General features: G+C 75.8%; 10 protein-coding genes. 4 read left to right on the plus strand and 6 right to left on the minus strand.

Annotated features, from left to right (window positions below):
* Position 1 precedes the first annotated feature (1 nt).
* The 6 genes from AC1RNL_RS06820 to AC1RNL_RS06845 are packed head-to-tail and all read right to left on the minus strand — an operon-like array spanning position 2 to position 11,192.
* Entirely contained in the window at positions 2 to 985 is a 984-nt protein-coding gene (locus tag AC1RNL_RS06820) for an AAA family ATPase (RefSeq protein WP_396130672.1), read from the minus strand.
* On the minus strand, positions 973 to 6,699 hold the full coding sequence (locus AC1RNL_RS06825; protein WP_492934794.1) for an Ig-like domain-containing protein: 5,727 nt from the start codon (positions 6,697 to 6,699) through the stop codon (positions 973 to 975). Before AC1RNL_RS06825 ends, AC1RNL_RS06820 begins: the two co-directional genes overlap by 13 nt.
* Positions 6,696 to 8,057, minus strand: coding sequence for a serine/threonine-protein kinase (locus AC1RNL_RS06830; RefSeq protein ID WP_146357305.1), 1,362 nt, complete (start codon positions 8,055 to 8,057; stop codon positions 6,696 to 6,698). Before AC1RNL_RS06830 ends, AC1RNL_RS06825 begins: the two co-directional genes overlap by 4 nt.
* Positions 8,057 to 8,899 carry a PP2C family protein-serine/threonine phosphatase gene (locus tag AC1RNL_RS06835; RefSeq protein ID WP_240671383.1) on the minus strand — a complete coding sequence of 281 codons (843 nt, stop codon included), beginning with the start codon at positions 8,897 to 8,899 and terminating at the stop codon, positions 8,057 to 8,059. Before AC1RNL_RS06835 ends, AC1RNL_RS06830 begins: the two co-directional genes overlap by 1 nt.
* A gap of 46 nt (positions 8,900 to 8,945) precedes the next feature.
* Positions 8,946 to 10,130 (minus strand): NAD(P)/FAD-dependent oxidoreductase, encoded by a 1,185-nt coding sequence (locus AC1RNL_RS06840; protein WP_492934795.1) that lies wholly within the window; start codon positions 10,128 to 10,130, stop codon positions 8,946 to 8,948.
* Between the two features lie 9 nt (positions 10,131 to 10,139).
* Positions 10,140 to 11,192, minus strand: coding sequence for a hypothetical protein (locus AC1RNL_RS06845; protein WP_492934796.1), 1,053 nt, complete (start codon positions 11,190 to 11,192; stop codon positions 10,140 to 10,142).
* A 113-nt stretch (positions 11,193 to 11,305) separates the two neighbouring features.
* Between AC1RNL_RS06845 and AC1RNL_RS06850 the strand changes: the two genes are divergently transcribed.
* The 4 genes from AC1RNL_RS06850 to AC1RNL_RS06865 all read left to right on the plus strand — a co-directional run bounded on the left by AC1RNL_RS06850 (position 11,306) and on the right by AC1RNL_RS06865 (position 17,398).
* Positions 11,306 to 13,489: a heavy metal translocating P-type ATPase gene (locus AC1RNL_RS06850; protein ID WP_492934797.1), complete on the plus strand. Its 2,184-nt coding sequence runs from the start codon at positions 11,306 to 11,308 to the stop codon at positions 13,487 to 13,489.
* 10 nt (positions 13,490 to 13,499) lie between these two features.
* On the plus strand, positions 13,500 to 15,224 hold the full coding sequence (locus AC1RNL_RS06855) for a gamma-glutamyltransferase family protein (protein WP_492934798.1): 1,725 nt from the start codon (positions 13,500 to 13,502) through the stop codon (positions 15,222 to 15,224).
* A gap of 47 nt (positions 15,225 to 15,271) precedes the next feature.
* A complete protein-coding gene (locus AC1RNL_RS06860; protein WP_364194791.1) occupies positions 15,272 to 16,291 on the plus strand; it encodes an LCP family protein in 1,020 nt (339 codons plus the stop codon).
* A 66-nt stretch (positions 16,292 to 16,357) separates the two neighbouring features.
* A complete protein-coding gene (locus tag AC1RNL_RS06865) occupies positions 16,358 to 17,398 on the plus strand; it encodes an LCP family protein (protein ID WP_492934799.1) in 1,041 nt (346 codons plus the stop codon).

Below are 17,398 nucleotides of genomic sequence, written 5' to 3' on the forward strand. Positions count from 1 at the left end.
GTCAGCGCCTGGGCGGCGCCACCGTGAGCATGAGCTGCTGCACGATGCTCTCGGGCCGGACGTCGTCGAACTCGGCCTCGGGCTGCAGCACGAGCCGGTGCGCGAGCGCCGGCACGGTGAGCGCCTTCACGTCGTCCGGCGTCACGTAGTCGCGGCCGTGGATGGCCGCCCATGCCCGCGACGTGCGGACGAGCGCGAGCGCGCCGCGCACGGAGACCCCGAGCCGCACCTCGTCGGCCTCGCGCGTCGCCTCGACGAGCCGCGCGACGTAGTCGACGATCGACGCCTCGACGTGGACCTGCCGGATCCTGGCCGCCATCTCCTGCACGGCCCGCGCATCCGCCACCGCCACGATCTCGTCGGGCGACTGCTCGTCGCCCGAGTCGGCGAGGATGCGCAGCGTCGACGCGTGGTCGGGGTAGCCGATCGACGCCTTGAGCGCGAAGCGGTCGAGCTGCGCCTCGGGCAGCTGGTAGGTGCCCGCGTGCTCGATCGGGTTCTGCGTCGCGATCACCATGAACGGCTGCGGCACCGGGTGCGTGATGCCGTCGACGGTGACCCGGCCCTCCTGCATCACCTCGAGCAGCGCCGACTGCGTCTTCGGACTCGCGCGGTTGATCTCGTCGGCGAGCACCACGTTCGCGAACACCGGGCCCGGGCGGTACTCGAAGTCGCGCGTGCCCTGGTTCCAGATGCTGACGCCGGTGATGTCGCCCGGCAGCAGGTCGGGGGTGAACTGGATGCGGCTCGCGGTGCCGTGGATGGACGCCGCGAGCGCGCGGGCGAGCGACGTCTTGCCCGTGCCCGGGTTGTCCTCGATGAGCAGGTGGCCGTGGCTGAGCATGGCGGTGAGCGCGAGCTGCACCACGTGCGGCTTGCCCACCAGCACCCGCTCGACGCGCTCGACGACGTGCTCCGCCAGCTCCTGGATGCTCGCGACGTCGACGCTCACGGCAGGCTCCTCACTCTTGATCACAGCCCGCATCCCGCCACGGTCGGCACGGGGTCCCTGTGGGGCCCGGACTCCAGATAGGTTACGACGCCCGTGGCCCGCACCCGCGTCGCCCCGGCGGGCACGCGCTGGCTCGCGGGCTGCTCCGCCGTCCACGCGCCGTCGACGAGGTACGAGGCGACGACGCTGCCGCGCGCCGACAGGGTCGCATTCTGGGGCGCCGTCGCCTCGAGCGGCACGAGCGGCCGGCAGGCGGTGACGATCGCGCTCAGGCTCAGCGGCATGGCGCTGCCGACGGTCGTGGGCGCCGAGCACACCGAGCCGGAGCCGGCGCCCGACGGCGCGCACGCGCGCAGCTCGACGCTCGCGTCGCGGCCGTAGACGAACGAGGTGGTGGTGGGCGTGAGCCACGCGCCCTGCGCGACCTGGCGCCAGCCGGGCTCGGTGGCCTGCGGCGACTGGCGCACGCGCGCCTCGATCCACTGCCCCTCCGGCACCGCGGGCGCGCGGGTGAGCTGCAGGTCGCGCGCGTCGTCGCGCACCTGCGCGTCACCCGAGGCGACCTCGACCTGGGAGGCGTCGATGGGCGCGGGCGTGCCGAAGACGGGATCGGAGACCGACACCGAGCAGTGCCAGCCGTTGTCGGCGGTGACCGCGACGACGACCCGCGAGCCCTGGGCGACCGAGAGCGTGGCGCTCAGCTGCGCGCTGCCGGCGGGCGTGCCCGTGCCGGTGCTCGCGCAGTCGAGCGACGCGGCGTCGGCGACCGGCACGATCCTCGCGGTGTAGCCGACCGCGGCGGCGCCGCCGGCGTCGACCGCCGACCAGCGCACCGTGACCGACCCGCCGGAGCGGCCGGTGATGAGCACCGGTGCCGTGCCTGGCTCCCCCACCGCCGTGATGGGCACCGGTGCGGCGGGCCAGCGCCACGCGGCGTCGGGCACGCCCGCGTCGTTCGTCGCGGCCACCTCGACCGCGTACGCGCGGCCGGGCGTGAGGTCGGGCACCGTCACGGTGCGCTCGGCCGCGCCCACGCGGATGACCTGGTCGATGCCGCTGCCCGTGATGCGCACGAGGTAGGCCTCGACGGGCGTGCCGCCCTGCGGCTGCGCGACGCCCTGCCACTGCACGCGCACGGCGCCGGGCTGCGCGGCCGGGGTCGCCGTGATGCGCGGCACGGCGCCGGGCAGCCGGTCGGCGTGCACGGGCTCGGAGGGGGCGGATGCCTCGCTCGCGCCGAGCGCGTTCGTCGCGATCGCGCGCAGGCGCACGTCGCGGCCGAGCGGCAGGCCGTCGATCCTGCAGCGCGGCTCCGCGCCGCACGCGACGTCGACGCCGTCGCCGACGATCCGGTACCCCGTGATCGGGCTGCCGTTCGCCGCGGGCGGCTCGATGGTCATGAAGACCACGCCGTCGACGTGCTCGTCGAACGCCTGCACGGGCGGCGCCGGCGCATCCGGCACGTCCTGGACGGTCACGGTGATCGGGCTCCACACGCCGCGGCGGGGGTCGCCGGTCGCGTCGAGCACGAGCACCTGCACGATGGTCGCGCCGATCGAGGCCCCCGCGCCCACGGAGATCGTCACCGTGCCGTCGTCGAGGCTCGCCTCGACGCCGCGCTCGGCGGCGCCCGCGGTGCGGAGGTCGCCGAGCCGCAGCGGCGTGCCGGGGAACGGGTTCGACGACTCGTCGTTGGCGAGCGGCGCCACCTGCGCGCCCGAGCCGCGCTGCACCGTCACCTCGTCGGGCAGCGGCGCCACCCGCGGAGCGGTCGACGAGATGACCGAGAGCACGATGCCGCCCGGCACGCCCTCCCCGGCGCCGTCGCTCACGCCGAGCTGCAGCTCGGCGGTGGTGCCGGCCGGCGTGGTCTCGAGCGCGCGCACCGTCAGCTCGGCGCCCGACACCGACGTCTCGAAGCCGGCCGGCACGTCGCCGAGCACCTCCCAGGCGGCGCCGTCGAGGCGCTCGGGGTCGGGCGCGCGGGTGATGCGGGTCAGGTCGATGACGCGCTCGGTGCCGGGCTCGAGCTGCACGTACGCCCCCTGCACCGTGAGCGGCACGTCGTCGCCCGCAAGCACCTCGATGGGCAGCACGATCGTGCCGACCCGCCCGTCCGGATCGGTCGGGCTGTCGCCGTCGGTGACCTCGAAGGTGATGCTCGCCGGCCCGTAGTAGCCCGGCGGCGGCACGAAGCGCAGGGTGCCCTCGTCGATCACCGGGTTGGAGCCGTCCGTCGGCGACGCGCGCACGGCGCTCGCGTCGGTGAGCACCGCGCCGTCGCCGTCGACGGTGTCGACCACGTCGTCGATCGCGATCTCGAGCGTCTCGCCGGAGCGCACCGACAGCGGCGCCACCCCGGGCCGCAGCTGCGGCAGGGCGTCGAGCCTGCCGGGCACCGCGATGACGCCGGTCGCGACGGCCGAGGGGTCGTCGGTGCGCACGACCGTGAACGGCACGAAGCGCGTGCGCTCGCCGACGGGGATCTCGACGGTGCCGTCCTCGCGCAGCTCGACGCCGGCGGCCGCCATCGGCAGGGTCGCCTCGAGCACGTCGGTGCGCCCGTCGCGCACGCTCGCGTACGCGAGCGGGTCGATGCGCACGGCGTCGGCGTCGGCGATCGACTGGATGGCCACCTGCACGTCCTCGACGTCCGGCGGCGGCGGCGGCGCGGCCGGGTCGACCTCCACGCGCAGCCAGCTCGCCGCCGACGTGCCGGCGGAGTTCTCGACGGTGACGACGATGCCGATGTCGGCGCTGTCGGGGCCGGCTGCGACGTGCACGGCGCCGTCGCGCACCTCGGCGGAGGCGCCCGGCGAGGCCGTGTCGACGCCGACGATCTCGAGCGGCAGCCCGGCCGGGTCGCGGTCGTTCTCGAGCACGGGCACGACGAGCGTCGAGTCGGGGCGCATGACGGCCTCGTCGGCGCCGAGCACCGGCGGCAGCGCGGGCGACGGCTCGACCACGGCGACGCGCACGACCCCCTCGCCCACCGCGCCCAGGTCGTCGACGACGCGGTAGCGGAACTCGTCGGTCCCCGCCGAGTAGTCGCCCGCCTGGTAGCGCAGCGTCGACCGGCCGGCCTGCGTCACGAACCCGAGCGCCGGCGCCGTCGACGGCCCGAGCAGCTGCACCGGGTCGCCGTTCGGGTCGGCGTTCGAGATCGGCAGCTCGAGGTCGACGCTCGCGCCCGCGACGACGCGCGCCTCGACCGTCGGGGCCTCCGGCGCGGCGTTCGTCGTGCGCGCCGCGGCCGCGACCCGCAGGGCGATGTCGGCCGTGGCCGTCTGCCCGTCGGGCCCGCGCACCGCGTACGTGGCCGTGAACGTGCCGGGCTCCTCGCCCGCGACGTAGCGCATCCGGTCGCCGTCGACGAAGAGCAGGCCCGCCTCCGGCGTCGCCACCACCTGCGGCTCGAGCGCGATGGCGAGGCCGTCCGGATGCTCGTCGTTCACGAGCACCGGGATCTCGACCAGCCCGCCGGGCCGCACCGAGACCGCGTCGTCGCGCGCGATGGGCGCCTGCACCGACGCGCCGCCCGCGGCCGAGATGCGCAGCTCGCCGGCGGAGCTCTGGATGCCGTTGGTGACGGAGTAGCGCACCGTCGCCTCGCCCTCGAGCTCGTCGGCGAGGCCGAGGCGCAGCCGCTCGCCGTCGATGACCTCCGCGCGCACCGCGTCGGAGCCGCTCGAGGCGAGCGAGAGGGCGACCACGCCGCCCGAGGGGTCGAACGCGAGGTCGTCGACGTCGAGCTCGACGGAGCCGATCGAGGGCAGCGCGGCGCGCGAGGGCATCGTCACGGGCGGCGAGGAGGCGTCGGCCCCCTCGAGCACCCGCACCGCCACGAGCCCGTCCTGCGTGGTCGTGCCGTCGGAGACGACGTAGGTGAAGCGCAGCAGGCCCGGCTCCGTGGGCGTGACCGCAATGGTGCCCTCGGCGAGGCTCGGCTCCACGGGCAGGCCGCTCGCGACCACGTTGTGCAGGCTCAGCTCGCCCGAGCCGCCCTGCGCTGCGAGCAGCGGCTCGAGCACGAGCTGCTGGCCGACGCGCGTGACGGCCGTCACGGGCTGCGCGCTGATGGGCACGGCGCCGGCGTGCACGGTGAGCGCGATGGGCGCGGTCGCGGTGGTGCGCCCGTCGGTGACGGTCACCTGCACCTCGCGCTGCGCGCCCGCGCCGCCGTCGCGGAACTCGAGCCTGCCGTCGGCGCGCACGCTCACGCGGTCGGGCGCCGCGGCCGTCGCCTCGACGACCGCGAGCTGGTCGCCGTCGGGGTCGAGCCAGCCGTCGAGGGCGTCGAGCACGACCGTGCCGCCGGCCTCGAGCGTCGCCTGCGCCGGGCGCACGAGCTCGGGCGGCTCATTGCCCGAGCGGATGCTGACGGTCGCGACGGCCTCGTCGCCGGCAGTGCCGTCGGAGACCCGGTAGGCGATCTGCACGCCCCCCTCCTCCGGCGCCTCGAGGCGGATGCCGCGGCCGTCGGGCGTGATCGAGGCGGGGATCACGTCGGGCGTCGCGGTGACGTCGGTGATCACGATCGGGTCGCCGTTCGCGTCGCTGTCGTTGAGCAGCACCGGCAGCACCGTGACGGCGCCGGGGCGGGCGCCGAGCTCGTCGTCCTCGGCGACCGGGGGCGCCGGGGCGGCCTCGACCGTCTCCTCGACCGTCTCCCCCTCGGTCGGCTGCTCGGGGGTCGGCTCGTCGCTCTCGACCTGCCACCCCTCGATGCGCTCGCCGTCGCGGTCGATCGCCCAGGCGTCGCCGCTCGCGGGATCGACGAGCGCCGTCGCGCTCCCGCGCTGCACGATCCGGAGGTCGGCCTCGGCGCCGACGCCCTCGAGGCCGAGCACGACCGGCTCCTGGGCGTCGCAGGCGCGCCAGGCCGTGCCGTCCCGCCAGGCGGAGAACACGCATCCGTCGGACACCACCGGTCGCGCCGCACGGCCGCTCGCGCCGGAGGCGAGCACCTCGGAGGACTGCACGCCGAGCACCTGCTGCACGAGCGTGCCGTCGGCGGCGTACAGCACCTCGGGCGCCGCGGGTCCCGGCTGCTGCAGCCGCACGCCGCTCGCGTCGACCGACGTCTGCCACGTGCTCGTCGAGAGCACGCCGGAGCCGGCGTCGTAGAGCACCCAGTCGTCGCCGAGCGCCGTGAGCTGCAGGTCGGGCGCCGAGGGCGACACAGGCGCGCGCTCGGTCGCGACGACCTCGCCCGCGCTGTCGATGCGCAGCACCCGGCCGAGCCCCGGCGAGGCGGCGAGCACGCTGCGCTCGCCGAGCACGGCGACGCCGCCGCGGCCGAGCGCCACGACCTCCTCCTCGAGCCGCGCGCCCTCGGCGACCGCGCCGACCGTCGTGCGCCACACGTCGCCGGTGGAGGGCGAGGTGATGAGGATGCGGTCGTCGCGCACGTGCACGTCGGCGCCCGAGGCGATCGGCACGGCCGCGCCCGCTCGGGTGGCGCCATCGCGGACGACCCGGATGGTCGAGGCGTCGCGGTCGACGATGACGGTGCCGCTCGTCGCCTGGTGGGCCTCGGCGACGCCGCCGACGTCGACCACGCGCTCGATGGTCGCGTTCGCGGTGTTCGCGAGGCCGATCGCGCCGGCCTCGCCGTCGGCGATCCACACGCTCGAGCCGTCGAGCTGCGGCTCCACGGCGGCGTAGCCGGGGCTCAGCACCGCTCCGGCGACGACGCCGGCGACGAGGAGCGTGCCGAGCGCGGCGCCCGCGGTGCCGCGCTTCACGGCAGCGGCTCCCCGCAGGCCTCGGTCGCCTCGCCGGTCGCGCCGTCGCGGTTGACCGCCACCTCGATGCACAGCTCCTCGCCGGGCTCGCCGGTGAGGGTGAACTCGCGCCCGCCCTGGATGAGGGCGTCGCCCGTGGACGTGCGCACGTGGTACGTGTCGGTGTCGACGAGGCCCGGATCCTCCCAGGTGAACGACACCCGGCCCGAGTCGGGCGCGACGGCGATCTCGGCGACGAGCGGGATCTGCGACGACACGCTCGACAGCGCGATCGCGGCGATCGCGACGATGCCCAGCACCACCGCGCTCGCGACGGCGATGCCGAGGCCGATCGCGAAGCGCTTGGGCTTCTGCGGCTCGCGCCGGCCCGTCGACTGCGAGATGTCGACCCGGCTGCCCGTGATGCCCGCCGACCGACGGGAGCGGCGCTGGCGCAGCCGCAGCGCATCCGAGTCCTCGTCGACGCCCGCGTCGGGCGCGGGCGCCTCGGCGGCCCACGCGTCGATCTCGACCTCGATCGGCGTCTCCTCGAAGCCGAGCTCGCGCTGCACGGCCTGCAGGTCGACGAGCATGTCCTCGACGCGCGCGTAGCGGTCGGAGGGCTTGGCGGCGAGGCCCTTGTCGAGCACGCGCCGCAGCGGCGCCGGGATGGCGCGCGACGGCAGCAGGTCGTGGGCCAGGATGCGCTCGGTGAGCGCCGCGTGGTCGTTGGCGCGCCCCGGCTGCTCGGCGGGGCTGCGGCCGGCGATGAGCGAGAAGATCGTGGCGGCGAGCGACCAGACCTCGGTCGCGACGGTGCCGCCCGTCTCGCCGCGGAGCACCTCGGGCGCCGCCCACGGCACCGAGACGCCCGCGGCCTCGGTCGCGTCGTGCTGGAGGCCGGCGATGCCGAAGTCGCTGAGCACCGGGTGGCCGAAGGCCGTGCTGAGGATGTTGGCGGGCTTGATGTCGCGGTGCAGCACGCCCGCGCGGTGGGCGGTCTCGACGGCCGCGCCGATGCGGATCGCGACGCGCAGCGCCGCCTCGGGCTGGAGCGGCTCGGAGCGGAACCGCTCGCCGAGCTCGGGGTTCGCGAGCTCCATCACGAGGTAGGGGCGGCCGTCGCTCGCGACGGATGCGCTGTGGACGGTGAGGATGCCGGGGTGCGCCGAGAGGCGGCCCATGAGGTTGACCTCGCTGCGGAACGAGCGGCGGACGTCCTCGTCGACGAGCTCGGCGAGCAGCACCTTGACGGCGACGGGCCGGCGCGGGAGCGCCTGCTCGTAGAGGAAGACATCGGCGTACCCGCCCGTGCCGAGCACGTGGAGGTGCGAGAAGCCGGGCAGGACCGGCGGCGCGGAGGGGAGCCGCCTCGCCATCAGGCCCGCCGCGTCTCCTCGTCGCGCAGCGTCGTCCGCGGCACGGTGCGGTCGACGTCGTCGACCGAGGGCGCCTTCGTGACGTCGACGACGATGACCGAGACGTTGTCGCGGCCTCCGCTGTCGAGCGCGGCGCTGACGAGCGCGTTCGCGGCTGCCGCCGGCTCCGCGTGCTCCCAGAGCAGGCGCTCGATCTCGATGTCGGGCACCTCCTTCGTGAGGCCGTCGGAGCAGACGAGCAGGCGCAGCTGCGGCATGATCGGCAGCAGGAAGTAGTCGGGCACCGGGTCGATGCCGGCGCCGACGCCGCGCGTGACGACGTTCGCCTCGGGGTGCGTCTCGGCCTCCTCCTCGGTGAGGAGCCCGGCGTCGATGAGCTCCTGCACGACGGAGTGGTCGATGGTGATGCGCGTCAGCCGCTCGCCGAGCATCGCGTACGTGCGCGAGTCGCCGACGTTGAAGACGGCGAAGTGCGGCGCGCCCTCGTGCATCGCGAAGGCGCAGCCGGTGACGGTGGTGCCCGCGGCGCCCTCGCCCTCGCCGAGCTTCTCGATCTCGTCGGTCGCGCGGCGGAGCGCCTCGACGACGTCGATCGGCTCGACGCTCTCGAGCGTCGAGAGCGTGCCGAGCTGCTCGACGACGGCCCGGCTCGCGAGGTCGCCGTGCGAGTGGCCGCCCATGCCGTCGGCCACCGCGAACACGGGCGGCTGCGTCACGAGCGAGTCCTCGTTGTGCTGGCGGCGGAAGCCGGTGTCGGTCATCCCCGCCCAGCGCACGGCGAACTGCCGGGCCTCCGGCCCCTGGGTGGCGTGCTCGCCGGTCGCAGCTCCGATGTGGGTCACGTCCTCCAGTCTCCCATGCTCGGCCGGTGACTCTCGCACCGCGCGGTCACAGCCGCCCCTTGAGGATGCGGTGCCAGTACACCTGCGGCAGGCCGTAGCGGTCGAGCACGTGCCAGACGAGCCTCGACCGGATCTCGTCGGGCACGGGCAGCGAGCGCCGCACCCGCAGCGCGCGGTCGTACTCGCCGAAGGAGAGGCTGCGCCGCGCGGTGGCGATCGGCGCCACTGTGTAGCCGTCGTAGCGCTCGAGCGGCTGACCGGCGCGGCTGCGGCGGATGTTCTCGACCACCGTCTTCACCTGCTCGCGGAGCGCGCCGCCGGTGCGGGCGTCCCCGAGGTCGGCGCCGTCGCCGACGGCCCACACGCGCGGGTGGCGGCGGTGCCGGAGCGTCTCGGGGTCGACCGCGGCGAAGCCGCCGGAGCTCGCGTCGTCGAGCCCCGACGCGGCGAGGAAGGCGGGCGCCGCGTAGGGCGGGTGCAGGTGCAGCAGATCGGCCTGCAGGGTCGTCTCCCCCGCGGGCCCCTCGAGCTCGACGGCGTCGCCGTCGATGCTGCGGAAGCGCGTGCCGAGCCGCACGTCGATGCCATAGTCGTCGAGGTGGCGGCGGATCTCCGCCTCGATCGCGGCGACCGGGTGCAGGCGCGCGCCCTCGTGCACGAGCACCACCTCGATGCGGTCGAGCACGCCGCGGGCGCGCCAGCGGTCGCACGAGATGAGCAGCGGCTTGAACGCCGTCTCGCGGCCCGAGGCGGGCTGCTCGTGCACCTGGAAGACGGCGCGGCCGCGGTCGAGCGCGTCGAAGCGCTGCCTCGTGCGGGGCAGCAGGTCGTCGACGAACGTCGTGACGGCCGCGCCCTCGGCGAGCGCGCGCTCGGCGCCGGGCAGGCGCGACCAGTCGATGCGTGCGCCTGGCGCGACGATGAGGTCGCCGCCGCGCACCTCGGTGCCGTCGGCGCAGCGCACCGCACGGCGCTCGGGGTCGACGGCGACCGCGGCGCTGCGGTACCAGTGCACGCCGTCGGGGATGAGCGACGCCTGCGGTCGGGAGAGCTCGCGCTCGGACGCGATGCCGGTGCCCACGTAGTGCTGCAGCGGCTTGTAGACGTGCTGCTCGGCCGGCTCGATGAGCGCCACGTCGCGGCAGCCGCGCCGCAGCAGGTGCGCCGCGGCGGAGAGCCCGCCGTTGCCGCCGCCGATGATGAGGACGTCATGCCGCTGCTCGCTCGCCATGCCGCGACGCTACTCCGGGTCGGCTGGGCGCAGCACCCAGTCGGGTGCGCCCTTGGCGTCGACGATGTCGCGCAGCAGCGGGGCCATCGTGAGCGTCGGGTCGATCGCCATCGCGAGCTCGGCGCAACGGCCGGCCGTGCGGCCCCGGCCCGCGAAGAAGTGCAGGAAGCCGACGATGACGAGCACCGGGGCGCGCAGCTCGAGCGGGGCGGCCTCGGCGATCGCGCTCCAGCGGCGCAGCCGGTCGAGCAGGCGCGCGGCGTCGGGCGCCGGGCCGGTGCCGAGGAAGCGGGCCGCGGCGGCATCGCCCGCGACGTCGCCGTCGCGGTCGAGCGCGGCGAGCGTGGCCCGCGCCGCGTCGACGCCGTCGAGCGCGAGCTCGATGGCGAGGTCGCGCACGGGCGGGCTCCAGACGAGGCCGATCGCGAGCGCGGCGGCCCTCGCCGGGTCGGCGCCGAGCGCGCCCGGCCCGCTGCCGAGCCCGGGCGCGAGCTCGACGGCGAGCTCGAGCGCGGCGATCGGGTCGTCGCGCGCGGCATCGACCTCGGCGGCACCGAGCGCGTCGATCCAGCCGAGCACCGCGGCGGTCGTGCGGTCGTCGCCCGTCTCCGGAGCGCCGGGGATCGGCGCCGGCAGCGGCACGCCGGGCGCCGGGTCGTCGAGCAGGTCGAGCTCGGCGAGCGGGCCCCTCGCCGCATCCGGCGCCGCGTAGTCGCCCCACGAGTCGGGACCGAGCGCGAGCGCATCGAGCACGCGGAGGCCGGCGCGCTCGAGCCGCTCGGCCACGCGCGCGAGCTCGAGCCGCCGCGGCAGCGCACCGGTTCCGAGCGGCTCGGCGAGGCATGCGACGAGCACGACGGCGTCGGCGCCGCGCGCACCGCCGCGGACCGCCCGCACGGTCGCGGCGACCGCGCTGCGATCCGGCAGGTCGAGCACCATCGGCATGCCGGATCGCCCAGCGGCGAACGGCAGCGCGACGAGGCACGGAGGCTCAGGGGCGCCGACGAGGTGCGGCAGCAGGCGGAGCAGGGACTGCGGGGTGCGGATGCGGACGGTCTCCATGGCGGGACAGTGCGGCATGGGCCAGGCAGCGCGCGCCGCCGGCCGACGCCCCTGTGGAGAAGCACCGTCCGCAGCCCCTTGCGCTATACCCCCTAGGGGTATATTGTGCGTGCATGAGCGGGACGCAGAGGAACCACCAGCATCACGACCACGGCCAGGGCCACGAGCACGCGCAGGACCACGGGCAGCACGGCGCGACGCCGGCCGTCACCGCCGAGCACGCGGGCCACGCCGCGCAGCCGGCGCACTCCGGCCACGGCGACCACGCCCCGGGCAACCACGAGGGCCACAGCGAGGGCCATGCCGACGGCCACATGGGGCACGCCGGCCACGGCGACCACGTCGCCACCTACCGGCGGCTCTTCTGGGCGATGCTCGTGCTCGCGGTGCCGACCGTGCTGCTGAGCGGCATGTTCTCGATGATCGTCGGCTACGACCTGCCCGACTGGCCGTGGCTCGCCTGGGTCTCGCCGCTGCTCGGCACCGTCATGTACGTGGTCGGCGGGCGGCCCTTCCTCACCGGCGCCGTCGAAGAGCTCCGCGCGCGGAAGCCCGGGATGATGCTGCTCATCGGCCTCGCGATCACCGTGGCCTTCGTCGCGTCCTGGGCGGCCACGCTCGGCATCGCCGACCACCAGCTCGACTTCTGGTGGGAGCTCGCGCTGCTCGTCGCCATCATGCTGCTCGGCCACTGGCTCGAGATGCGCTCACTCGCGCAGACCTCCTCCGCGCTCGACTCGCTCGCGGCGCTCCTGCCCGACGAGGCCGAGCGCGAGGTCGACGGCGGCACCGAGCGCGTCGCCCCCGATGCGCTGCGCGTCGGCGACGTGATCGTCGTGCGCCCCGGCGCCCGCGTGCCCGCCGACGGCGCGATCGTCGGCGGCGCCGCGAGCTTCGACGAGTCGATGATCACGGGCGAGTCCCGGCCGGTCGAGCGCGGCGTGGGCGACCGCGTCGTCGCCGGCACGGTCGCGACCGACTCCGGCGTGCGGGTCGAGGTCGACGCGACCGGCGACGAGACCGCGCTCGCCGGCATCCGCCGCCTCGTCGCCGAGGCGCAGGCCTCCTCGTCGCGGGCGCAGCGGCTCGCCGACCGCGCGGCCGGCTGGCTGTTCTGGTTCGCGCTCGCCGCGGCGGCGATCACCGCCGTCGTCTGGTCGGTCGCGGGCATGCCCGACGACGCAGTCGTGCGCGCGGTCACCGTGCTCGTGATCGCCTGCCCGCACGCGCTCGGCCTCGCGATCCCGCTCGTCGTGTCGATCGCCACCGAGCGCGCGGCGCGCGGCGGCGTGCTGATCGCCGACCGGCTCGCCCTCGAGACGATGCGCCGCGTCGACGTCGTGCTGTTCGACAAGACGGGCACCCTCACCGCCGGCGAGCCCGCGGTCGTCGAGGCGCACGCGGTCGACGGCGACGTCGACCGGCTGCTGCGGCTCGCGGCCGCCGCAGAGTCGCAGAGCGAGCACCCGCTGGCCCGGGCGATCGTGCGCGCGGCCGAGCACGGCGCGCTCGACGTGCCCGGCGCATCCGACTTCTCCTCCTCCCCCGCCGTCGGCGTCACCGCCGCGGTCGAGGGCAGCACGGTGCGGGTCGGCGGCCCGCACATGCTGCAGGAGGAGGGCGCCGACGAGCTGCCCGAGGTCGAGCCGTGGCGGGACGCCGGCGCGATCATCCTCCACGTCGTCGTCGACGGCCGGGTCGCCGGTGCGCTGCGGCTCGCCGACGAGATCCGGGCCGAGTCGCGGCAGGCGGTGGATGCGCTGCACCGGCGGGGCATCCAGGTCGCGATGGTCACGGGCGACGCCGACGCCGTCGCGCAGGCTGTCGCCGCCGAGCTCGGCATCGACCGCGTCGCGGCCAACGTGCGCCCCGAGCACAAGGAGCGCGAGGTGGCGCGGCTGCAGGAGGAGGGGCGCACCGTCGCGTTCGTGGGCGACGGCGTGAACGACGCGCCCGCGCTCGCCCGCGCGGACGTGGGCCTCGCGATCGGCGCCGGCACCGACGTGGCGATCGCCTCGGCCGACGTGATCCTCGCGAGCTCCGACCCGCGCAGCGTGCTGTCGGTGGTCGAGCTCTCGACCGCGAGCGCCCGCAAGATGGTGCAGAACCTGTGGTGGGCGGCGGGCTACAACCTCATCTCGGTGCCGCTCGCCGCGGGCGTGCTCGCGCCGGTCGGCTTCGTGCTGCCGATGTCGGTCGGCGCCGTGCTCATGTCGCTGTCGACGATCGTCGTGGCGCTCAACGCGCAGCTGCTGCGGCGGCTCGACCTCGACCCGGCTGCCAGCGCCGCCCGATAGCGTGTCGCGCATGATGCGCACCAGACCGCCGCTGCAGGGATCGTTCGGAGCCGTCGCCTCGACGCACTGGCTCGCCTCGTCGAGCGGTATGGCCGTGCTCGAGCGGGGCGGCAACGCCGCCGACGCGGCCGCCGCCGCCGGCTTCGTGCTGCACGTCGTCGAGCCGCACCTCAACGGCCCCGGCGGCGACCTGCCGGCGATCGTGCGGCTCCCCGGCCAGGAGCCGCAGGTGCTGTGCGGCCAGGGCGTGACGCCCGGCGCCGCCACGATCGAGCGGATGCGCGCCGAGGGCATCGCGCACATCCCCGGCACCGGCCTGCTCGCCGCCGTCGTGCCGGGCGCGGTGCCCGCGTGGCTCACGCTCGTGCGCGACCACGGCACGTGGGCGCCGGCCGACGTGCTCGCGTTCGCGATCGAGCTCGCGGAGCGGGGCCACCGCGTGCTGCCGCGCGTGGCACGCACCATCGCCGGCCGCGCCGACTTCTTCCGCGAGCACTGGGCCGCCTCCGCGGCGCTCTGGGCCGACCCGGCCCCCGAGGCATGGGACGTGGTGCGCAACCCCGCGCTCGCCGAGACGTACCGCCGCCTCGCCGACGCCGGCCGCGGCATGGGGCGCGAGGCCGCGTGCGACGCGGCGATCTCGGCGTGGAGCGAGGGCTTCGTCGCCGAGGCCGTCGACCGGCACGGGCGCGAGGCGGCGATGGACTCCTCCGGCGACGCGCACCAGGGCCTCCTCACCGGCGACGACATGGCGGCGTGGCGGCCCACCTGGGAGCCGTCGCTCGCGATGCCCTGGCGCGGCACGACCGTGCACAAGGCCGGCGCGTGGACGCAGGGCCCGGCCCTCCTCGAGGCACTCGGCATCCTCGACCCGCTGCTCCCGGAGCGCGCGGACGCCTTCGACGCCGACATCGTGCACGCCGCAGCCGAGGCGATGAAGCTGGCGCACGCGGACCGCGACGCGTGGTTCGGCGACGGCGCCGACATCTCGGGCCTGCTCGACGACGCCTACCTCGCCGAGCGGCGGGCCCTCATCGACCAGGCGGCGTCGCTCGAGCTGCGGCCCGGCGCGCTGCGCGGAGACCCGCGGATGCCCGTGGTCGGCACGGCGGGCGCGGTACCGAAGGAGGCGGGCACGGGCGAGCCCACCCGCGGCGACACGTGCCACATCGACGTCGTCGACAAGGACGGCATGGTGATCTCGGCAACGCCCTCCGGCGGCTGGCTGCAGTCGAGCCCGACGATCGCCGACCTCGGCTTCTGCCTCGGCACGCGCGCCCAGATGCTCTGGCTCGAGGACGGCCTCGCCACGAGCCTCGCCCCGCGCATCCGCCCCCGCACGACCCTCTCGCCGACGATGCTCGTCGACGACGACGGCGCGACCGCGGCGCTCGGCACGCCGGGCGGCGACCAGCAGGACCAGTGGCAGCTCACGATGCTGCTCGGCATGCGGGTGCTCGGGCTCGACCCGCAGGCGGCGATCGACGCCCCCTCCTGGCACGTGACGCACCTGGTGTCGTCGTTCGAGCCGCGGGTGTGGGAGCCGGGCGGGCTGCACGTCGAGTCGCGGCTCGGCGACGACGTGCTCGCCGAGCTCGCGCGCCGCGGGCACGTGCTCACGGATGCGGGCGCCTGGTCGCTCGGACGGCTCTCGTTCGCGTCGCACGAGCCCGACGGCACGATCCGCGCCGCGTCGAACGCGCGCGACGAGCAGGGCTACGCGGCGCTGCGCTGAGGCGGCCCGCTAGCCTCGGGAGCGCGACGACCCGAGGAGACGACACGATGCAGGCACGCACCCGACGAGCGCGCACGGGGCCGGCGGCGGCGCGATGGGCGGCGGTCGCGCTCGCCGCGACGCTCGCGATCACGGGCTGCGGGCCGCAGTCGGAGCCGCTCCCGACGCCGACCGCGACGCCGAGCCCGACGGCGGTCGCCCCGACGCCGACGGCCGCGCCGAGCCCGACGCCCACGGCGCCGGCCGACCCGCTGCCCGACGGCGCGGTCACCGCCCTGCTGCTCGGCACCGACTCGCGCACGCCCGGCTCGATGACGGGCAACGCCGACGCGATCATGGTCGCCCAGATCTCGGCCGACCGCGACACGCTGACGCTCGTGTCGATCACGCGCGACTCGTGGGTGCAGATCCCCGGTGCCGGCGCGGGCAAGATCAACGCCGCGTTCGCGATCGGCGGCACGCCCATGATGCGCGACACCGTCTCGCAGCTCTTCGGCGGGCTCGAGATCGACTACGTCGTGCAGGCCGACTTCGAGGGCTTCATCGCGCTGACCCGGGCGCTCGACGGCTTCGACGCGGCCAACCAGCACCCGACCCAGGTGACGGTCAACAGCACCGGCCGGGTCGTCGACTTCACCGCCGACCCGGTGCACCTGTCTGGCACCGACGGCCTCATCTACGTGCGCCAGCGCAAGGGCCTGCCCGCGGGCGACCTCGACCGCGCGGAGCGGCAGCGCGCCGCCGTCGCCGGCATGCTCGAGCGCATCGACGAGATCGCGACCGCCGACCCTGCTGCGCTCCCCGAGCTCTTCGGCCACTTCGCCGGCCGGCTCAAGATCACCGGCGACCTGAGCATCGAGGACATGGTCGCGCTCGCGAGCCTCAGCCAGGAGCTCGGGCGCGACGACGTGGTGAGCCTCATGGCGCCGATCACGGGCTTCGGCACGCAGGGCGGGCAGTCGGTGAACGTCGTCGACACCGCGCAGACGGCCGCGCTCGGCGACGCGCTCCGCGCCGGCGACATCCAGCCCTACGTCGACGCGCACGGCACGGGGTACGTCCCTTGATGTAACGCTGTTCCCAAACCTGCCGCGGCGCCGCTAGCCTGAGCGCTGACTCGGCAGGGGGCGATGATGCGAGCACGCAGCGCAGGGGCGCGGATGCGCCGGCTCGGCCTGGTCGCGCTCGTCGCGGTGGTCGCCGCCACAGGCTGCGGCCCCGCGGAGCCCTCCCCCACGCCGACCGCCGACGCGCGCGCGACGACGACGCCGACGGCCAACCCCACGCCCACTGCCGAGCCCTCGGCGACGCCGACGCCGACCCCGACCGCACTCGCCGATCCGCTCCCGGAGGGGCCGGTCACCGCCCTGCTGCTCGGCACCGATGCGCAGGAGCCGGGCAGCTGGGGCGGCCGGCCCGACACGATCGTCGTCGCGCAGCTCTCCGCCGACCGGCAGACGCTCGCGCTGATCTCGGTCACGCGCGACTCGTGGGTGACCATCCCGGGCGTGGGCGAGGCGAAGATCAACGCGGCGTTCCCGGCCGGAGGCACCGAGCTGATGCGGACGACGGTGTCGGAGCTCTTCGGCGGGCTCGAGATCGACTACGTGGTGCAGGCGAACTACGAGGGCTTCGTCAGCCTGATCGAGGCGGTCGACGGCTTCTGGGTCGAGAACCGCAACCCGTCGGTCGCCCGATTCGTCGACGGGGCGATCGACGGCGGCGCGAGCCGCTACTACGACTTCACCGCCGACCCGCTGCTGCTCGACGACGGCGACGGCATCTACTTCGTGCGGCAGCGCATCGACCTGCCCTACGGCGACCTCGACCGCGCCGAGCGCGCGCGCGCCTCGATCATCGGCCTGCTCGAGCGCCTCGACGAGCTGGCCGCCGACCCGCCGGCGCTCACGGCGGCGCTCGTCCACATCGCCTCGGCCGTCCGCATCACGGGCGACCTGCAGATCGACGACATGGTCGCGCTCGCGGCCCTCAGCCAGGAGCTCGAGCGCGACGACATCCTCAGCCTCATGGCCCCGCTGGCCGGGTTCACCGGCCGCGCCGGCGCATCCGTGAACATCGTCGACGCGCCGCGCACCGCCGCGCTCGGCGAGGCGCTGCGCGCGGGCGACGTGCGCGCGTACGTCGCCGCCCATGGCGACGACTACGCACCATAG

Source organism: Agrococcus sp. GW821-FHT14H11 (assembly GCF_058803545.1).

Bases quoted from the DNA above. Each gene is read 5' to 3' on its own strand.
- AC1RNL_RS06820 (WP_396130672.1), bottom strand. From the start codon at position 985: ATGCGGGCTGTGATCAAGAGTGAGGAGCCTGCCGTGAGCGTCGACGTC.
- AC1RNL_RS06830 (WP_146357305.1), bottom strand. From the start codon at position 8,057: ATGGCGAGGCGGCTCCCCTCCGCGCCGCCGGTCCTGCCCGGCTTCTCG.
- AC1RNL_RS06840 (WP_492934795.1), bottom strand. From the start codon at position 10,130: ATGGCGAGCGAGCAGCGGCATGACGTCCTCATCATCGGCGGCGGCAAC.
- AC1RNL_RS06845 (WP_492934796.1), bottom strand. From the start codon at position 11,192: ATGGAGACCGTCCGCATCCGCACCCCGCAGTCCCTGCTCCGCCTGCTG.
- AC1RNL_RS06850 (WP_492934797.1), top strand. From the start codon at position 11,306: ATGAGCGGGACGCAGAGGAACCACCAGCATCACGACCACGGCCAGGGC.
- AC1RNL_RS06855 (WP_492934798.1), top strand. From the start codon at position 13,500: ATGATGCGCACCAGACCGCCGCTGCAGGGATCGTTCGGAGCCGTCGCC.
- AC1RNL_RS06860 (WP_364194791.1), top strand. From the start codon at position 15,272: ATGCAGGCACGCACCCGACGAGCGCGCACGGGGCCGGCGGCGGCGCGA.
- AC1RNL_RS06865 (WP_492934799.1), top strand. From the start codon at position 16,358: ATGCGAGCACGCAGCGCAGGGGCGCGGATGCGCCGGCTCGGCCTGGTC.